Source organism: Ezakiella coagulans (genome assembly GCF_003096635.1).
In the GTDB taxonomy this organism is placed as follows: Bacteria; Bacillota; Clostridia; order Tissierellales; family Peptoniphilaceae; genus Ezakiella; species Ezakiella coagulans.
Map to the genome: position 1 here is coordinate 1 of NZ_QEKV01000015.1, position 16,053 is coordinate 16,053.

The 16,053-nt window shown below is 36.4% G+C and carries 15 protein-coding genes, 1 tRNA gene and 1 rRNA gene; 15 read left to right on the top strand and 2 right to left on the bottom strand.

The features are described 5' to 3' along the window. The 7 genes from rrf to C7381_RS08255 all read left to right on the top strand — a co-directional run. Positions 1 to 95 (top strand): 5S ribosomal RNA (gene rrf, locus C7381_RS08225); the annotation flags it as partial. Between the two features lie 154 nt (positions 96 to 249). Further along, positions 250 to 753, top strand: coding sequence for a hypothetical protein (locus C7381_RS08230; RefSeq protein WP_133240937.1), 504 nt, complete (start codon positions 250 to 252; stop codon positions 751 to 753). Between the two features lie 252 nt (positions 754 to 1,005). Next, a complete protein-coding gene (locus C7381_RS08235) occupies positions 1,006 to 1,521 on the top strand; it encodes a CarD family transcriptional regulator (RefSeq protein WP_034548121.1) in 516 nt (171 codons plus the stop codon). Continuing rightward, complete coding sequence (locus tag C7381_RS08240) at positions 1,505 to 2,641, top strand: PIN/TRAM domain-containing protein (RefSeq protein WP_165803645.1); 1,137 nt, start codon at positions 1,505 to 1,507, stop codon at positions 2,639 to 2,641. The genes C7381_RS08235 and C7381_RS08240 overlap by 17 nt, the downstream gene beginning before the upstream one ends. Continuing rightward, positions 2,631 to 3,344, top strand: a complete 714-nt coding sequence (gene ispD, locus C7381_RS08245) for a 2-C-methyl-D-erythritol 4-phosphate cytidylyltransferase (RefSeq protein WP_116480593.1) — start codon at positions 2,631 to 2,633, stop codon at positions 3,342 to 3,344. Before C7381_RS08240 ends, ispD begins: the two co-directional genes overlap by 11 nt. Further along, positions 3,341 to 3,817 carry a 2-C-methyl-D-erythritol 2,4-cyclodiphosphate synthase gene (gene ispF / locus C7381_RS08250; protein WP_034548128.1) on the top strand — a complete coding sequence of 159 codons (477 nt, stop codon included), beginning with the start codon at positions 3,341 to 3,343 and terminating at the stop codon, positions 3,815 to 3,817. Before ispD ends, ispF begins: the two co-directional genes overlap by 4 nt. Continuing rightward, complete coding sequence (locus tag C7381_RS08255) at positions 3,817 to 4,596, top strand: Mrp/NBP35 family ATP-binding protein (RefSeq protein WP_245893831.1); 780 nt, start codon at positions 3,817 to 3,819, stop codon at positions 4,594 to 4,596. Before ispF ends, C7381_RS08255 begins: the two co-directional genes overlap by 1 nt. 543 nt (positions 4,597 to 5,139) lie before the next feature. Here C7381_RS08255 and C7381_RS08260 read toward each other — a convergent pair. Then, positions 5,140 to 5,215: transfer RNA gene (locus C7381_RS08260), tRNA-Lys, on the bottom strand. 100 nt (positions 5,216 to 5,315) lie between these two features. Between C7381_RS08260 and pepT the strand changes: the two genes are divergently transcribed. Together pepT and C7381_RS08270 are read left to right on the top strand one after the other, a co-directional pair. Continuing rightward, positions 5,316 to 6,533, top strand: coding sequence for a peptidase T (pepT, locus tag C7381_RS08265; RefSeq protein WP_116480594.1), 1,218 nt, complete (start codon positions 5,316 to 5,318; stop codon positions 6,531 to 6,533). After that, positions 6,517 to 8,139: an ABC transporter substrate-binding protein gene (locus C7381_RS08270; RefSeq protein ID WP_116480595.1), complete on the top strand. Its 1,623-nt coding sequence runs from the start codon at positions 6,517 to 6,519 to the stop codon at positions 8,137 to 8,139. The genes pepT and C7381_RS08270 overlap by 17 nt, the downstream gene beginning before the upstream one ends. A 76-nt stretch (positions 8,140 to 8,215) precedes the next feature. Here C7381_RS08270 and C7381_RS08275 read toward each other — a convergent pair whose 3' ends face one another. After that, positions 8,216 to 9,601, bottom strand: coding sequence for a glycine--tRNA ligase (locus C7381_RS08275; RefSeq protein ID WP_034548138.1), 1,386 nt, complete (start codon positions 9,599 to 9,601; stop codon positions 8,216 to 8,218). A gap of 110 nt (positions 9,602 to 9,711) precedes the next feature. Here C7381_RS08275 and C7381_RS08280 point away from each other — a divergent pair, with 110 nt between their 5' ends. The 6 genes from C7381_RS08280 (at position 9,712) to fusA (ending at position 15,951) form a co-directional block, all read left to right on the top strand. Then, a complete protein-coding gene (locus tag C7381_RS08280) occupies positions 9,712 to 11,850 on the top strand; it encodes a heavy metal translocating P-type ATPase (protein WP_245893833.1) in 2,139 nt (712 codons plus the stop codon). A 60-nt stretch (positions 11,851 to 11,910) separates the two neighbouring features. Next, positions 11,911 to 12,099, top strand: a complete 189-nt coding sequence (locus C7381_RS08285) for a heavy-metal-associated domain-containing protein (RefSeq protein ID WP_034548143.1) — start codon at positions 11,911 to 11,913, stop codon at positions 12,097 to 12,099. An 8-nt stretch (positions 12,100 to 12,107) separates the two neighbouring features. Further along, the gene (locus C7381_RS08290; RefSeq protein ID WP_116480596.1) at positions 12,108 to 12,725 is read left to right on the top strand and encodes a DsbA family oxidoreductase; all 618 of its coding nucleotides are present in this window, start codon (positions 12,108 to 12,110) and stop codon (positions 12,723 to 12,725) included. 158 nt (positions 12,726 to 12,883) lie between these two features. Then, positions 12,884 to 13,300: a 30S ribosomal protein S12 gene (gene rpsL, locus C7381_RS08295; RefSeq protein WP_116480597.1), complete on the top strand. Its 417-nt coding sequence runs from the start codon at positions 12,884 to 12,886 to the stop codon at positions 13,298 to 13,300. Positions 13,301 to 13,414: 114 nt separating this feature from the next. Beyond that, the gene (gene rpsG / locus C7381_RS08300; RefSeq protein ID WP_034548149.1) at positions 13,415 to 13,885 is read left to right on the top strand and encodes a 30S ribosomal protein S7; all 471 of its coding nucleotides are present in this window, start codon (positions 13,415 to 13,417) and stop codon (positions 13,883 to 13,885) included. Positions 13,886 to 13,893: 8 nt separating this feature from the next. Continuing rightward, positions 13,894 to 15,951, top strand: coding sequence for an elongation factor G (gene fusA / locus C7381_RS08305; protein WP_116480598.1), 2,058 nt, complete (start codon positions 13,894 to 13,896; stop codon positions 15,949 to 15,951). The last annotated feature ends 102 nt before the right edge of the window (positions 15,952 to 16,053 follow it).

The window sequence follows — 16,053 nt, forward strand, 5'->3', positions numbered from 1 at the left end:
ATCCACCTGTACCCATGCCGAACACAGAAGTTAAGCCTTGCATCGCCGAAGGTACTCGGAGGGCGACCTCCCGGGAGATTAGGACGAAGCCGCACAATTTTGAGAAGATTTTATATCTTCTCTTTTTTTATACACAAGATAATATTTTATCATAAATAAATTTGCATTTAATTTATGGTAGTGGTATACTAAAAGTAGAAATATAAATATAAATATACATATACATATACATTTATGTGATATGTTTTTATGAAAGAAGGTAGTATGATGGGGAAAAAAGTTATTTTAGTTGCGACGATTGTTCTCTTGATTTGTTTTTCGTCCGTGGTTTTTGCGGGAGGAAAAGTGGAAATGTTTTCAGAGGCGGAAAGATATGAGGATGCAATTAAGGAGTTTAAAAAGTTCAGATCTTATTCGGAGAAGAAATTGGCAAAGCTTGCAAATATGGAACTTTCTAAATTTAAGGAGTTCAGAAGGATAAAAAAAGACGATGAAATTCATGCTGTGACTCCGAGCGTTTTCAAAGTTATGGTATGTCCGAAATGTAAAGCTGCAAGCATGAAATACATCGGCGAAAAGCATTTGGAGTATATATGTTTGGGAGAACAAAGAGCGTGCACAGAAAAAGCATATGGCACAGATTTAAAGTTTTCACGAACATGCCAAAATTATGCAAGATGTAAAAAGTGTTTATACACATATTCTGCACAGTGGGAAGAAATAAAGTGGGACTGTCACGGATTCAATAACTAGTTTTAAATTTTTCACGCACAATAGGCACTATGTGTCGCTATATTATTATATGTTTAAAAAGACGGTTATTCTTTTAAATCGTCTTTTTTTGTTTTATATGAATTGAATATAAGATAGTGTGAATTATATTTTTATATTCTCAATAATTTTATATTATTTATTAATATTATATTCTGTAATTGTAACTAGTATTAACCTTATTTGACTTTTACTTGATTAATAGCTATAATATATAATATGGGGGGATAGATTATGTTTAAAATTGGAGATAAGGTAAGCTACCCGATGCATGGGGCAGGTACTATTGTCGACATCAGTATTGAGACTTTCTTAGGGGAAGAGAAGAAGTATTATACTATCAGTATTCCTGTTGGCTCTGTACAAGTCAAGGTTCCGGTAGACAATGCGGAAGAACTTGGACTCAGAGATATTGTTAAAAACGATATGAAAGAAGATATTATAGAGACTCTTGAGGGTAAAAGAACGAAGATGCCGTCAAGTTGGACTCAAAGAAATAGGATGAATATAAATAAGCTTAAGACCGGTGATATTATTGAGGTTGCATCGGTTGTAAGAAACTTAATGTTACTTTCAAAAAAGAAGAATTTGGCAAGCGGCGACAGGAAGATGCTTACAAATGCAACGAATCTTCTTTTGTCGGAGCTTATTTTGAGCTTTGATATTGATGAAGATGAGGCGATGAAAAGAATAAATTCTTATGTTTTCGAAAGTCGTGAAGAAGAAACGGGGGATGATATTATTGAGTAAAGTTGCCAGGGGAATATTAAAATTTTTATTCTCCGCTATAGGCGGTGCAATTGGATTTACCGTTATGAAGTTTGTGTCCGTGTTTATAATTGAATCACTCGGACCTTTTTCATTGGGAACTATTTATGCTTTTTACGCTATTGCTACAGTTTTATTTGCAATTATTTTTTATTTATTATATGGTAGCTTGGAGCGTTTTGTTATAAAAGTTGTGAATTCAATAGACAACGATATAAAAAAATTGGGTGCTTTCGATTTTATGGTAGGAGTGATCGGGCTGGTAGTCGGCCTTTTAATCTCAGCTCTTATTGGTGTATTGGTTTCAAAAATCGAAATTCCTCTTGTAACCACTATCGTTACAATTTTTGTTTATGTAATTGTCGTTGCAACGAGCATGTCTATTTTTATAAGGAGAAAGGAAGAGTTTCGTAGGATTTTTGATTCTCTTAGAAATAAACCACAGAGCACTAACGAACCTGATACAAGAGTTAAAAGAGTTATAAAAAACCGTGATATCTCCGGAAGTTTGAAGGTTGTTGACACGTCAGTTATCATTGATGGACGGATTTTGGACGTTATGGGCACCGGATTCATTGAAGGCGAACTTATTATTCCTAGTTTTGTTTTGTCGGAACTGCAATATATTGCCGACTCTGAGGATGCGGAGAGAAGAAATAGAGGGAGACGCGGACTTGATATATTAAACGAGCTCCAAGTAAAATATCCTAAAAATATAGAAGTTATGGAATACGAAAAATCCGAAAAGATTCCGGTTGATTTGATGCTTTTACAAATGGCGAATGAGCTTGGCGGTGTTGTTCTTACAAATGATTATAATTTAAATAAGGTGGCAAAAGTTAAGGGGATTAAAGTTTTAAATATCAATGATTTGGCAAACTCAGTGAAGCCGGTTGTTTTACCGGGGGAAAATATGACGGTAAAGATTACGGGTATCGGTACTGAAGAAGGTCAGGGTGTTGCTTATTTGAATGACGGCACAATGATTGTTGTTGAAAAGGCATCTAAGTTGGTTGGAGAGGTTGTTGAAGTTTCTGTTCAATCGGTTCTTCAAACTTCAGCCGGTAGACTTATTTTTGCAAAGGTAAAAAATGATAGATAATATGAAAGTGACCGCAATTATTGCGGCGGCGGGTTCGAGCAACAGAATGAAGTCGTCTATTAATAAAACATTTATTAAAATTGATGGACTGCCAGTCATAATGCATACGATTGATAAGTTTCAACGTTCGAGCTATGTTGATGAAATTGTAGTTGCGGCAAGAAAAGATGAAATAGATTATTTAAAGAATGAAATACTACCGCTTGGAGACACTTCAAAAGTTATTGGAGTTGTTGAGGGTGGGAGCACGAGACAGGAAACGATTTCAAACTGTCTCGAATTTCTGCCGGACGATACAGATATAGTTTTAACTCATGACGGTGCAAGGCCGTTTGTTCACGTTGAAACTATTAATGGAGCACTTGTTGACGTTTTAGAAAACAGGGCTGTAGTTGTCGGAGTTCCCGTCAAGGATACTATAAAAAGTGTAAATGATGACGGAAAAAATGTCGTACACATAACGCCAAAAAGGAGTCTTCTTTGGGCAGCACAAAGTCCACAAGTGTTTTTTGCGGAGGATCTAAGAAGAGCTTACTACTATTGTAAGCTTGAAGGAATTGAGGGAACAGATGATTCATCGCTTGTTGAAAAACTTGGAATAGACGTGCATATGTTTCTTGGGACATACGATAATATTAAACTCACGACGCCGGAGGATTTGATTTTGGCTAAATTGTTTATAGATAATGGAGAAGTTAAATGAGAATTGGACACGGATACGATATTCATATTTTCGCGGAAGATAGGCCTCTTTACATTGGGGGCATAAAGATTAGAGATAACAATGGTCTTTTAGGACACTCAGATGCGGACGTTTTGATTCATGCAATTATGGATAGCTTGCTAGGAGCCGCGGGATTAAGAGACATCGGTTATTATTTTCCAGATACGGATATAAAATATAAGGGCGTAGATTCAAAAGTTCTTTTGAAGGAAGTTATGAGAATGATTTCGGATGAAGGCTTTAAAATTGTAAATATTGATGCGACAGTAGTTATGGAAAAGCCAAAACTTAAAGATTATATTATGCCGATAAGGGAAAAACTTGCGGAAGTGATGGGAATTAGTCTTTCATCAATAAATGTGAAAGCTACTACAAACGAAAAGCAAGATGCAGTAGGAGAGGGAAAAGCCGTAGAAGTTTTTTCGGTGGCATTAATTGAGGAGGTATTATAATGGCATGCGGAGGAAATAATATGCCACTTGAAAAGTGGGAAAATAAATTATCAAATATAAAAAGAGTTATTGCGGTTACATCTGGAAAGGGTGGCGTTGGAAAAAGTGTAACGACTAGCCTTTTGGCAACAAATTTGAACAAAAAGGGTTACAAGGTTGGAGTTCTCGATTGTGATTTAACGGGACCTTCAATTCCGGAAATTTTTGGAATTGAGGAAAAAGTTTATGGTTCAGAAGAAGAGATTTTCCCGAATAAAACGGGAGAAGGAATAAAAGTTATGAGTATAAATCTCATGCTTCCGAATAAAACAGATCCTGTAATTTGGCGTGGACCTATTTTGTCAAATATTTTAAATGATTTTTGGACTAAAATGAATTGGGGAGATTTAGATTTTCTTCTTCTTGACATGCCGCCGGGAACGGGCGATGTTCCTCTCACAATTTATCAACACTATCCTGTCGATGGAGTTGTAGTTGTTTCAACACCGTCTAAAATGGCTTCTATTGCTGTTCTAAAAGCGTATGAAATGGCACTCAGACTAAATCAAAATGTTATTGGCGAAATCGAAAATATGAGCTATTATGAATGCAAAGAATGTGGACACAAAGAATATTTATTTGGAGAGAAAGAACATATAGAAGGACTTGACATGTTGGGACAAGTTCCGTTCGATCCTGAACTTGGAAGATTTATTGACGATGGAAAAATTGAAGACACTTATGTAATGGCATACGATGAAATAGTTCAAAAAATAAAGGAAAAGATAAAAATTAATTAAATTAATGTTTAAAATGATAAATTTTGGATATATATAAGGTGACATTGTTTTTTTCATTTTTTTATCTCCTTTTATAAAGTGCACTTAGCACATAAAGGAAAAAGCATCTGTAACGATATTACAGGTGCTTTTATTTTGTCAAAAATTCTAGAACTATTGAAAATTATGTTTGAGGTGTGGTTTATGATAAAATTTTTTCCATTTAAATATTTGAAAAATAAAAGAAATGCTAAATTATTATTAGCAGTTCTTTTATCATGACAAACGAACAGTTATAGGGTAAAGTTTTCTCGTTCTATTTTCCCCTCTAAATAAATTATATAAAAATTTAAAAATATATTCTAGGGAAGATAGTTTAAAAATAAATGTGGAGGAGTTATATGTCTTGACTAATATTTTAAAAACGTGCATAATATATTTACAAGGAAAGTAATATTTAATGGAAATGGAATTTATTTTGTTGGATTTATTGGGGACTGTTGTGATTTCAATTAAAAAATGCAACAAAAAAACGCCGCAATCATAAGATTACAACGTTTTGGTTGGTGCGCCATCAGGGATTCGAACCCTGGGCACCTTGATTAAGAGTCAAGTGCTCTACCAACTGAGCTAATGGCACGTGTTTCATTCAACATTATTTATTGTAACATATTAATTTTTAAAATGCAAGTGTTTTTTGCAAAAATTTTAAAAATTTTTAATTTTTTTTGGAGGTTATTATGGATTTAAAATCTAAGGTAGTTGAAAGGCTTATAAAATACGCAAAAGTCTATACAACGTCGGATGAAGAAAGCGAAACTATACCAAGTACGAAGAGACAATTTGATTTGGCACATATGCTTGTTGACGAACTAAAGTCTATGGGTCTTGAAGCGGAAGTTGATGAACATGGCTATGTTTATTCCGAGTTAAAGGGAAATGTTGAAGGCGAACCGACAATTGGCCTTATTGCACACATGGATACTGCTCCTGATATGAGCGGAGAAAATGTAAAGCCGAGACTCGTTGAAAATTATGATGGTGGAGATATAAATCTTGACAGCGATGGAAAATATGTTTTAAGTCCAAAAGATTTTCCGGAATTAGAAAATAAGAAAGGTAATACTTTGATTGTAACAGACGGAACAACGCTTTTGGGTTCGGATGACAAGTCGGGAATTGCTGAAATTTTGACTGCAGTTGAATATTTATTGGCAAATCCTGATATAAAGAGAAGAAATTTAAAAATTGGATTTACTCCTGACGAAGAAATTGGAAGAGGCGCCGATATGTTTGATGTTAAAAAGTTCGGTGCAGATTTTGCATTCACAATTGACGGTGGAGATTTGGGTGGCCTCGAATATGAAAACTTCAACGCATCAAATGCGAAGGTTACAATTGAAGGCAGAAATGTTCACCCGGGCAGCGCAAAGGGAAAGATGAAGAATTCGGTCATTTATTCATACGAACTTTTCTCGATGCTTCCTGTTTTTGATAGACCAGAAAATACTGAAGGTTCTGAAGGATTTATCCATTTGAATAGTATTGAGGGCAATGTTGATAAGACTGTAATGAGTTTTATTATAAGAGATTTCGACAAGAAAGCCTTTGAAAAGAAAAAGGAAATTATGAGAAAAGCTTGTGAGTTCATAGAATCCAAACATGATTGTAAAGTTATTTTGGATATGAATGATAGTTATTACAATATGAGAGAAAAAATCGAAGAAGACATGAGACCTGTGGAACTCGCAATGGCTGCAATGAAAGAAGCTGATGTTGTTCCTGTTGTAACAAAAGTTAGAGGTGGTACAGACGGGGCAAGACTCTCATATATGGGACTTCCATGTCCGAATGTTTTCACCGGAGGATATAATTTCCACGGACGTTATGAATATGCCGTAACGGAAGAAATGGAAAAAGCTGTAGAGACAATTATTAACATTGCAAAAGTTAAGTAAATTTCTTTCGATTTTAATTTTAGTAATTTTCATTATCGGTTGCGAAAGAAAAAGTGATATTATTGACGATGGCATAATCAAAAAAAACACGGTAAATGTGATTGATATAAGCGAAGAAATTCCTGTCGCGAAAAATATTTTGAAAGTCGTTGAAAATGGCATTGATGGAGTGTTTAATCCACTTTATGCAATTTCTGATGCAGATAAAACTATAAGCTTTTTACAATTTTTACCGATTGTTTTCAAAAATAGAGATCTAACTTACACAACAAATAACTCGTTGTCAACTGATTTTAAAAATATAAATGGCAACATAAGGGTTAGACTAAGAGATATAGATTGGTGGGATGGATCTCCTGTTACGTCAGAGGATGTGCTATTTTCTTTAAAACTTCTTCTAGATAAAAACTATACAGGCGTCGAGAGAAGTAGTCTTCTGTTTAATATTGAAGGAGCATGGGATTTTTATAAAAATAAAAGTAATGAAATAAGTGGATTTAAAATTTTGGATGAAAAAAGTTTTCTTATTCATCTCTTAAATCCTAACGTTGAAATGGATTCAGCATTTAATTTTAGACCAATTTCTAAGGCGTATTATGGAAAGGGGCCAATCTCGGATATACGAAAACTTGATGATAAACCGATGGGAAATGGTGCGTACGCATTATATAATTATGAAAAACTCAACTTTTGCAGTCTGCGATCTAAATCGAATTTTTATTACAATAAGCCCGCGATAAAAAATATTTTCATTCGAGAAGAGACACTTAATGACAAAAAATCGGAGTTATATAGTGGAGAAGCGGATATTATAGATATTTACGGGAACAATGATATACGTTTTGATGAAACAATTCGCGACAATTATAATATGTTCACTGTTTACGAGAATAATTCCACTCTACTTATGAATGTACCGTCGGGTGACTTGATTGATCCTATCATCAGAAAATTTATATTTTCTGCAATTGATGAGGAGGATTTCACTACTGAGAGATATAAGCTGTTAAAATATGATGTAGGCATTGTAAGTCTTTCAAACAGATTTTACAGCAAAATTGAAATGCCATACGATAAGATTGAGCCGAATCTCAACAAGGTCGGAAATACACTTTTTATAAATGGCAAGCCTTTTAAAATCACTCTTCTATATTCTAATGTGGGTCTTAATGATTTTATTGCAACGAGAATTGAAAATAAACTAAAATCAATTGGCATTTCTGTAAAAAAATCCATTAGAACTCCGGAAGAAATAAAAAAAGATATAAGCGTTATGAGAGAAGAAATGGCAAATGTCATCTACATTTCGAATTTTAAGAATGGTGATATTCCTGATTATGGGCTTTTATACACAGGCTCTGAATTTATGGGGGCACCACAGGAAAATAGATTTAAGCAATACGTTGAATCTATGGAGCCGATGAATGTAAGAAAAAGGATTGATAAGTACAGAAGATTTTCTGAAGATTTGCTCGAAAATGCGTGGGTTCGTGGAATTGGATCACCTATTGCCAGAACTTATATTAGAGCAAATTTAAGATATGTATTCAATTCGGAAAACCTTAGTTGGTATGAAGGTGACGTTTGGAATATAAGTATTCAATAAATTGATAGATGTCTGACTTTGTCGGATGTCTATTTTTTTGAACAAAAATACCCTCTCAAATTTGAGAGGGTATTTTCTAAAATACCATTTTATCTTCTACGAAGTTTTTAATTTCATCGATTTTTATTCTATGTTGTTCCATTGTGTCACGATTTCTGATTGTGACTGTTTCGTCTTCCAATGTATCGAAGTCGACTGTTACACAGTAAGGAGTTCCAATTTCATCTTCTCTTCTGTATCTCTTTCCGATTGAACCTTTTTCATCGAAGTCGCAAGAGAAATATTTAATTAACTCTGAATAAACTTCTTCAGCTTTTTCGGTCAATTTCTTTGTCAACGGAAGAATTGCGACTTTGTATGGTGCAAGAGCCGGATGGAATTTCATAACAACTCTTGTTGTGCCGTCTTCCAAAGTTTCTTCTCTGTATGCATCTGCAAGGAATGCCAAAGTTACCCTGTCACAACCTAGAGAAGGTTCAACAACATAAGGGATATATTTTTCATTTGTTTGCGGATCTAAATAGTTCATATCTGATTTTGAGTATTCCATGTGTTTTGTCAGGTCATAGTCGGTTCTGTTTGCAATGCCCCATAGTTCGCCCCATCCGAACGGGAATTTGTATTCTATGTCGGTTGTTGCTTTTGAATAGAATGAGAGTTCTTCTTTTTCGTGATCTCTAAGTCTCATCATTTCTTCACGCATGCCAAGTTTTAAGAGCCACTCTTTACAGAAGTTTCTCCAATATTCGAACCAATCGTCGTCTTCGCCCGGCTTTACAAAAAATTCAAGTTCCATTTGCTCGAACTCACGAGTTCTGAATGTGAAGTTTCCTGGAGTAATTTCGTTTCTAAAGCTCTTTCCTATTTGAGCAATGCCGAAAGGCACTTGTTTTCTTGAAGTTCTTTGAACATTTTTGAAGTTTATGAAAATGCCTTGTGCAGTTTCAGGTCTCAAATAAATTTCAGCGGTGTTGTCTTCAGTAACTCCTTGAAAAGTTTTAAACATCAAGTTGAATTGTCTTATGTCAGTGTAATCAAGCTTCCCACAGTTCGGGCAGACAATATTTTTTTCTTTTATATAACCTAAAAGCTCTTCATTTGACCATCCATCAGGGTTTACACCATCGATGTTTTCTTTATTGCAATAGTCTTCAATGAGTTTGTCGGCTCTGAAACGCGATTTACATGCTTTGCAGTCGATGAGCGGGTCGGAGAATGAACTCAAGTGTCCGCTTGCTCTCCAAACGTCAGGATTCATAAGTATTGCCGAATCGACGCCGACATTGTATTTGGATTCTTGTACAAATTTTTGCCACCATGCTTTTTTAACATTATTTTTAAGTAGTACACCAACAGGGCCGTAGTCCCAAGTGTTTGATAATCCGCCGTAAAGTTCACTGCCTGCAAAAATAAATCCTCTTGATTTTGCAAGAGCTACTAATGTTTCCATATTTTCTAACATATTTCACCTCTTATAATATATCTAAATTATACCAAATGTAAGGATTTTTATCAAGTTTAATAATGAATAACAAATGCTCTTTATGGGTATTATAACAAAGAGGTGATTATTTGGAAAATTATTTTAGAATAACGGGCATGCACTGTGCATCTTGCCAAACGAGAATTGAAAAAGTTCTCTCGAAAACGGACGGGGTTTACGAAGTTAATGTAAATCTTGCAACGGGCAAGATGAGAATTAAATATGACGAAAACAAACTTGATTCTAAGAAGATTGAGGATAAGGTTAAGTCAATAGGATTCGGCGCGGAGCTTGAACGTGAAAGAAATATTGAGAAAGACAAAAAGCTGAAAGAAAAGGAATATGCTTCAATTAAGAGAAAATTTATACTTTCCGCAATTCTGACATTGCCGCTATTTTCTATAATGTTTTTTCATATGGCGGGCATTCGTGTCTTTTGGGACAAACCGGAAATACAATTTGCTCTTGCGACAATAGTTCAGTTTTACGTGGGATACACTTTTTATGTGGGGGCATATAAATCCATAAAATCAAAAGCGATGAATATGGACGTGCTCGTAGTTATGGGAACGTCTGCAGCATATTTTTATAGCATTTACAATTGGTATGTCGGACATGATCATTTTTATTTTGAAAGCTCGGCAATGATTATAACGCTTGTGCTTTTGGGAAAAATGCTTGAGCTTAGGGCGAAGTCTAAAACAGGAGAAGCACTTATGAAGCTTATGGACTTAGCACCGAAAGAAGTTACGGTAATTGTTGACGGAAATACTTTTAAGAAAAGTGCAAAAGATGTAAAACTTGGAGATGTTCTTCTTATAAGACCGGGCGAAAATATTTCTGGAGATGGGGATATAGTACAGGGAAAGACAACGGTTGACGAGTCAATGCTTACGGGTGAGTCAATTCCGGTTGATAAAAATGTCGGCGATAAAGTTTATCAGGGTACGCTCAACTTAAATGGTTCAATAGAGGTTAAAGTCACCACGGATATGACGGAAACGGGGCTTTCGAAAATCATAAGAATGGTCGAAGAAGCACAAAACCAAAAAGCACCGGTTCAACGACTTGCGGATAAGGTCGCTTCGATTTTTGTGCCGACTGTAATTGGCATTGCGATTTTGACATTTTTACTCCACAGAGTTTTTGGAAGTGATGTTGAAAAGTCGCTCATATCGGCTGTGTCGGTTTTGGTCATAGCGTGTCCGTGTTCTCTCGGACTGGCGACCCCGACGGCTATAATGGTCGGAACCGGAAAGGCTGCGAACGAGGGAATTTTAATAAGGGATGCAAAAGCACTTGAAAATGCAGAGAAGCTCACAGCAGTAGCTCTCGATAAGACAGGCACAATCACAAAAGGCAAACCTGACGTTGTCGACATGATAAATATAAAGGGAGATAAGGGCATAAATCGCTCAATCCTTTATTCGATGGAAGTCAATAGTGAGCACCCGATTGCAATGGCAATTGTGGATTATTTTCACGACAATCCGCCGAAAAAAATAAACGGCTCGTTTATAAATATCGAAGGGCGAGGAGTGGGATTTAAAATTCTTGACAAAAATTATTATGCACTCAGCATAAAAAGTATTGAGGAGTTGGGAATTGAAATAGGTGCGGAAATTCGCGAGAATATGAGACCCGAAGCGACGTATGTCGGACTTGTTGAAGATAAGGAGCTGAACATGCTCGTCGGACTTGTCGATGAAATCAAAGAAGATTCAAAAGAATCTATCAGATTTTTACACGACATGGGATTAAAAACCGTTATGATTACGGGAGACAACGAAAAAGTAGCTCAAAAAATTGCGGGTTTGGCGGGAATCGACAAATATTATGCGGAAGTTTTGCCGGAAGAGAAAGTTTTAAAGGTCAAAGAACTCATGGAAACTGAAGTCGTCGGTATGGTTGGAGACGGAATAAACGATGCCCCCGCACTTGCAACGGCAGATATTGGTTTTGCAATGGGAACTGGAACAGATATTGCAATTGACTCCGGAGATATTACTCTTGTCGGTGGAAGCTTAAAATCGGTCGCTAGAGCGATTGATGTCTCGAAAAAGACAATGAAAACTATAAAGCAAAATCTTTTTTGGGCGTTTTTCTACAATGTTGTCGGAATTCCTATAGCAGCGTTGGGTATACTAAATCCGATGATTGCAGGAGCTGCTATGGCATTTAGTAGTGTTAGCGTAGTTACAAACAGCTTAAGGTTAAAGAATAAGTAGTTTTAAACATAAAGTATTTATGGTATACTATTAGTATGAGAAAAAATTAAGGAGGATGTTATGTTAATTAGAATCAATGGAATGAGCTGTAACCACTGTAAACATGCAGTTGAAGAAGCGATAAAAAAAGTTAAGGGCGTTAAAAAATACGAAGTAAACTTGGAAGGCGGATGTGCCGAAGTTGACGGGGATTTTGATATCACTGAACTCAAACAAGCAATTGAAAATGTTGGATTTGACGCAGAATAGGTGAGAGTATGAAAATTGAAATATTTTCTGATTTTATGTGTCCATATTGCTATATTGGATTAAAATCTCTTGAAAGAGCAATTGAAAAGTCCGGTGTTAAGCCTGAGATAGAATTTTTGGCTTATGAGTTGAATCCGAATATAAAGTCGGAGCATAAAAAGTTGAAGGACACTATAAAAGAAAAGCATAATTTGAATTACTATGAGGTGCAAGGCACCATGAATAGAATTGTTAAATATGCGAAAGAAGAGGGCCTTGATTACAATATGGAAGATGCAATTGCTGCAAACACACATCTTGCTCATCTCGCAATGAAATATGCAAAGAGCGTAAATAAGGACCATGAATTTGAAGAAGAACTCATGAAGGCGGCTTTTATTAAAGGGGAAGATGTTGGCGACATCGAAGTAATAAATAAAATTGCCGGCGAAATTGGAATTGATGTTGATGAAATGCTTGAATTCATAGATATGGATTCTACAAAAGCGTTAGTTCTTGACGACAACCACAAAGCCGAAGCTCTCGGGGTTAAAGTTATTCCGACATATAGGATTGATGAGGACAGAATAATTGAAGGGACCCTTGATACAGCCGAATGGATTGATATTTTAAACGGATCAAAATAAACATAAAAATAAAGTTTTAATTCAGAGAAATGTTTTAGCTAAATTTATAAATTTGCTTGACATTTCTTTTTGCTTGTGTTAAAATTAACTGTATGTGGTCGAAAGACCCTTTTTAAAAGGAAAACGACCCGCAGATAAAAGGAAAAGGAGGAAATAAAATGCCAACAATTAATCAGTTGATTAAACAAGGTAGAAAGGATGTTAAGAAGAAAAAGAAGACACCGGCACTCGGTTACAACTTCAATACTCTTCAAAAAAGAAACACACCTGTAAATTCACCACAAAAACGTGGAGTTTGTGTTGCAGTTAGAACTGTTACACCTAAGAAACCTAACTCAGCTTTGAGAAAAGTTGCACGTGTACGTTTGACAAACGGAGCTGAAGTTATTGCTTACATTCCGGGAATTGGACACAACCTTCAAGAACACTCTGTTGTTCTTTTGAGAGGCGGACGTGTAAGGGACTTACCTGGTGTTCGTTACCACATCATCCGTGGAACACTTGATGCTGCCGGAGTAGAAGGCAGACAACAAGCTCGTTCAAAATACGGCGCAAAACACGCTAAAAAGAAGTAGATAGAAAAGTCTAACTCATATCCTTTTATCAAAGGGATGTGATAGACGTACTAACCGCGTGGAATTTTTTCCACGAGTACCAAAGAATTAATAATTATTAAGGAGGGAAGAGAAGTGTCACGTAAAGGTCACATTCCAAAGAGAATTGTACTACCGGATCCAGTATTTGAAGACGTGGTAGTAGCAAAACTTATAAATAACATTATGCTTGACGGTAAAAAGGGAACAGCCCAAAAAATTGTTTACGAAGCATTTGATTACGTAAAAGAAAAGACAGGTGAAGACCCATTAGAGGTATTTCACAAGGCACTAAACAACATCATGCCTGTACTTGAAGTTAAAGCTAGAAGAATTGGTGGGGCAACATACCAAGTTCCTATGGAAGTTCGTCCGGAAAGAAGACAAACACTAGGACTCAGATGGCTTACTCTTTATTCAAGAAAGAGAAGCGAAAGAACTATGGTCGAAAGACTTGCCAAAGAAATTCTTGATGCTGCAAACGAACAAGGCGGCTCAGTTAAAAAACGTGAAGATGTTCACAAAATGGCTGAAGCTAACAAGGCATTTGCTCATTTTAGATACTAGGAGGTATTATGGCGAGATCGCTTGAAAAACTTAGAAATATAGGCATCATGGCGCATATTGACGCTGGTAAGACCACCACTACTGAAAGAATATTGTACTATACAGGTAAAATTCATAAAATTGGTGAAACCCATGAAGGCGCTGCTCAAATGGACTGGATGGCTCAAGAACAAGAAAGAGGTATCACAATCACATCTGCTGCAACTACTGCTTTCTGGCACGACTATCAATTAAATATAATTGACACCCCGGGCCACGTTGACTTTACAGTAGAAGTTGAGAGATCACTTCGTGTATTGGACGGAGCTGTTGCACTTTATGACTCAAAGGGTGGTGTTGAGCCACAATCAGAAACAGTTTGGAGACAAGCTGATAAATATCATGTACCAAGAATTGCATTTATGAACAAAATGGACGTTACAGGAGCTGACTTCTTCAGATCAGTAAGAATGATGCACGAAAGACTAAATGCAAACGCAGTACCACTTCAAATTCCTATCGGAGCTGAGGATACATTTAAGGGCGTAGTTGACCTTATCGACATGCGTGCTGAAGTATACTACGACGATATGGGAAATGATATCAGAGATGAAGATATTCCTGAAGATTTAAGAGATGTAGCTGATGAGTATAGAGAAAAAATGCTCGAAGCTGTGTCAGAATTCGATGATACAATCATGGAAGACTATCTTGAAGGAAACGAAATCGACAAGAAAAGAATAAAAGCTGCTATAAGAAAGGCTACAATTACTAATAAAATGACTCCTGTTCTTTGCGGCTCATCATATAAAAATAAAGGTGTTCAATTGTTATTGGACGCAATCGTAGATTATCTACCAAGTCCTTTGGATGTTCCACCTATTGAAGGTGTTGACCTGGAAGGAAACCCTGTTGAAAGACACGCATCAGACGACGAACCGCTAAGTGCTTTGGCATTTAAGATCGTTTCTGACCCATTTGTTGGAAAACTTGCATATATTAGAATTTATTCAGGAGACTTAAAATCCGGTTCTTATATTTTCAACTCAACAAAGGGCAAGAGAGAAAGAGTTGGACGTCTCGTTCTTATGCACGCTAACAAAAGGGAAGAAGTTGATGAACTACAAGCAGGAGCAATCGCTGCAGTTGTTGGTTTAAAATACACAACAACAGGTGATACACTTTGTTTGGAAGAAGCTCCGGTAATCCTTGAAAACATGGAATTCCCGGAACCGGTTATTGCAGTTGCAATTGAACCGAAAACAAAGGCATCACAAGAAAAAATGAGTATTGCTCTTATGAAACTTGCAGAAGAAGACCCGACATTCAAAACTTACACAGACCAAGAAACAGGCGACACAATTATCGCCGGAATGGGCGAACTCCACTTGGACATCATTGTTGACAGACTTCTTCGTGAATTTAAGGTTGAAGCAAACGTAGGTAATCCACAAGTTGCATACAAAGAATCCATTCAAGGAACAGCTGAAGCTGAAGGAAAATTTGTACGTCAAACAGGTGGTCACGGTCAATACGGACACGTTAAACTTAGAGTTGAACCTCAAGAACCTGGTAAAGGTTATGAATTTGTCAACGCAATCGTTGGCGGGGTAGTTCCGAAGGAATTTGTCGGACCTACAGACCAAGGTGTTAGAGAAGCACTCGAAAGCGGTGTTATCGCAGGATATCCTGTACTCGACGTAAAAGTAACACTATTTGACGGTAGTTACCACGAAGTCGACTCCTCAGAAATGGCATTTAAGATCGCAGGTTCAATGGCTGTTAAAGAAGCACTTCAAAAAGCAAAACCTGTACTTCTTGAACCAATGATGAAAGTTGAAGTCGTTACTCCTGATGAATACCTAGGAGATGTTATGGGCGACTTGAACGGTAGAAGAGGAAGAATTGAAGGAATGGAACTTGAAAAAGGCGTACAAACAGTTCACGCATATGTTCCACTTTCAGAAATGTTCGGATATGCAACAGCATTAAGATCAAGCACACAAGGACGTGCAAACTACTCAATGGAATTCGATCACTATGAACCGGTTCCAAAGAATATAGCAGATGAATTAACAAAAAAATAATATCCTTTAGGAGGGAAAAATAATGGCAAAAGAAAAATTTGAAAGAACCAAACCGCATGTTAACATCGGAACAATAGGCCACGTTGACCACGGTAAAACAAC

Excerpts from the sequence above, each read along its gene's own strand:
- C7381_RS08240 (WP_165803645.1), top strand. The coding sequence starts at position 1,505 with ATGATATTATTGAGTAAAGTTGCCAGGGGAATATTAAAATTTTTATTC.
- ispD (WP_116480593.1), top strand. The coding sequence starts at position 2,631 with ATGATAGATAATATGAAAGTGACCGCAATTATTGCGGCGGCGGGTTCG.
- C7381_RS08290 (WP_116480596.1), top strand. The coding sequence starts at position 12,108 with ATGAAAATTGAAATATTTTCTGATTTTATGTGTCCATATTGCTATATT.
- C7381_RS08255 (WP_245893831.1), top strand. The coding sequence starts at position 3,817 with ATGGCATGCGGAGGAAATAATATGCCACTTGAAAAGTGGGAAAATAAA.
- fusA (WP_116480598.1), top strand. The coding sequence starts at position 13,894 with ATGGCGAGATCGCTTGAAAAACTTAGAAATATAGGCATCATGGCGCAT.
- pepT (WP_116480594.1), top strand. The coding sequence starts at position 5,316 with ATGGATTTAAAATCTAAGGTAGTTGAAAGGCTTATAAAATACGCAAAA.
- C7381_RS08235 (WP_034548121.1), top strand. The coding sequence starts at position 1,006 with ATGTTTAAAATTGGAGATAAGGTAAGCTACCCGATGCATGGGGCAGGT.
- C7381_RS08285 (WP_034548143.1), top strand. The coding sequence starts at position 11,911 with ATGTTAATTAGAATCAATGGAATGAGCTGTAACCACTGTAAACATGCA.
- ispF (WP_034548128.1), top strand. The coding sequence starts at position 3,341 with ATGAGAATTGGACACGGATACGATATTCATATTTTCGCGGAAGATAGG.
- rpsL (WP_116480597.1), top strand. The coding sequence starts at position 12,884 with ATGCCAACAATTAATCAGTTGATTAAACAAGGTAGAAAGGATGTTAAG.
- C7381_RS08230 (WP_133240937.1), top strand. The coding sequence starts at position 250 with ATGAAAGAAGGTAGTATGATGGGGAAAAAAGTTATTTTAGTTGCGACG.
- C7381_RS08275 (WP_034548138.1), bottom strand. The coding sequence starts at position 9,601 with ATGTTAGAAAATATGGAAACATTAGTAGCTCTTGCAAAATCAAGAGGA.